General features: G+C 64.0%; 1 protein-coding gene. It reads left to right on the forward strand.

The window, feature by feature from the left end; all coding sequences use genetic code 11:
- The first annotated feature begins 172 nt into the window (after positions 1-172).
- Positions 173-1,846, forward strand: a complete 1,674-nt coding sequence (gene ilvD, locus K206_RS0134485; protein WP_020206828.1) for a dihydroxy-acid dehydratase — start codon at positions 173-175, stop codon at positions 1,844-1,846.
- Positions 1,847-2,010: the final 164 nt, after the last annotated feature.

A 2,010-nucleotide genomic window follows, 5' to 3' on the forward strand; every position in this document is an offset into this window, starting at 1 on the left:
GTCCAATCGGGCTCCTGATATTTTTTTCGACTCAATAGAGGTTGAATAATATATTTGACACGATAAAACGCAAGCGGCATGCTTTCGCCCACAACACGGCAGACGCCCGCGCGGGGTTCAGGCCACCCCGAACCACCGCGCCGGCCAGCACCCATTCCCCCGGAGATTCCCCATGACGTTCAACAAACGCTCGCAGCACATCACGCAAGGCGTGGCGCGCTCCCCCAACCGCTCGATGTACTACGCGCTCGGCTACAAGAAGGAAGACTTCGACAAGCCGATGGTGGGCATCGCCAACGGCCACTCGACCATCACGCCGTGCAACTCGGGCCTGCAGCGCCTGGCCGACGCGGCCGTGGCCGCCATCAAGGACGCCGGCGCCAACCCGCAGATCTTCGGCACGCCGACCATCTCGGACGGCATGTCGATGGGCACCGAGGGCATGAAGTACTCGCTGATCTCGCGCGAAGTCATCGCCGACTGCATCGAGACCGCGGCGCAGGGCCAGTGGATGGACGGCGTGGTGGTGATCGGCGGCTGCGACAAGAACATGCCGGGCGGCATGATCGCGCTGGCGCGCACCAACGTGCCGGGCATCTACGTCTACGGCGGCACCATCAAGCCGGGCAACTGGAAGGGCAAGGACCTGACCATCGTGTCGTCGTTCGAGGCCGTGGGCGAATTCACCGCCGGGCGCCTGAGCCAGGAAGACTTCGAGGGCGTGGAAAAGAACGCCTGCCCGACCTCGGGCTCGTGCGGCGGCATGTACACCGCCAACACCATGAGCTCCTCGTTCGAGGCGCTGGGCATGTCGCTGCTGTACTCGTCGACGATGGCCAACCCCGACCAGGAAAAGGTCGACAGCGCCGCCGAATCGGCGCGCGTGCTGGTCGAGGCCATCAAGAAGGACATCAAGCCGCGCGACATCATCACGCGCAAGTCGATCGAGAACGCGGTCTCGCTGATCATGGCCACCGGCGGCTCCACCAACGCCGTGCTGCACTACCTGGCGATCGCCCACTCGGCCGAGGTGGAATGGACCATCGACGACTTCGAGCGCGTCCGCCGCAAGGTCCCGGTGATCTGCAACCTCAAGCCCTCGGGCCAGTACGTGGCGACCGACCTGCACCGCGCCGGCGGCATCCCGCAAGTGATGAAGATCCTGCTCAAGGCCGGCCTGCTGCATGGCGACTGCCTGACCATCACCGGCCGCACCCTGGCCGAGGAACTGGAAAACGTGCCCGACACCCCGCGCGCCGACCAGGACGTGATCCTGCCGATCGAGAAGGCGCTGTACAAGGAAGGCCACCTCGCCATCCTCAAGGGCAACCTGGCCGAGGAAGGCGCGGTCGCCAAGATCACCGGCCTGAAGAACCCGGTCATCACCGGCCCGGCGCGCGTGTTCGAGGACGAGCAAAGCGCGATGGACGCCATCCTGGCCGACAAGATCAACGCCGGCGACATCCTGGTGCTGCGCTACCTCGGCCCCAAGGGCGGCCCGGGCATGCCCGAGATGCTGGCCCCCACCTCCGCCATCATCGGCAAGGGCCTGGGTGAGTCGGTCGGCTTCATCACCGACGGCCGCTTCTCCGGCGGCACCTGGGGCATGGTGGTCGGCCACGTCGCGCCCGAAGCGCACGTGGGCGGCAACATCGCGCTGGTGCGCGAAGGCGACTCCGTCACCATCGACGCGCACAAGCTGTTGCTGCAGCTCAACGTGAGCGATGAAGAACTGGCCAAGCGCCGCGCCGAATGGAAGCAGCCGGCACCGCGGTACACGCGCGGCGTGCTGGCCAAGTTCGCCAAGCTGGCGTCGACGGCGAGCAAGGGGGCGGTGACGGATTAAGGTTTTTGGGGATTCGGTCTGGAACTGGGCCCTCAAGAAAAAACCCGCGATTTCTCGCGGGTTTTTTCTTTGGGATTTTTTCCTTTGCGGGACTGGTTTAACGTCAACTTCTTAAATTCAAGGTCAACTAATTAACTGCTTAACGTCAAAGTCAACATCAAAGT

Source organism: Cupriavidus sp. WS (genome assembly GCF_000395345.1).
Classification (GTDB): domain Bacteria; phylum Pseudomonadota; class Gammaproteobacteria; order Burkholderiales; family Burkholderiaceae; genus Cupriavidus; species Cupriavidus basilensis_B.